Below are 254 nucleotides of genomic sequence, written 5' to 3' on the forward strand. Positions count from 1 at the left end.
GAGGCCACCCACCCGTACACCCGTGGACTGCTCGAGTGCGTGCCGACCCTGGCGTCCGCACGGCTCGACGAACTGCCGACGCTCGAGTCGGTCCGCGCCCGACTGGAAGGAACGGCGGCATGACCGGCATCCGCATCGAGGCCACCGGGGTCGCCCGGCGCTACGGCCGCAAGACCGCCGTCCGGGACGTCTCGTTCGTCCTCGGCGCGAGCCAGCGCGTCGGCATCGTGGGGGAGTCCGGCTCGGGCAAGTCC

This window comes from Curtobacterium sp. MCBA15_013, assembly GCF_001865095.1.
Taxonomy (GTDB): Bacteria; Actinomycetota; Actinomycetes; order Actinomycetales; family Microbacteriaceae; genus Curtobacterium.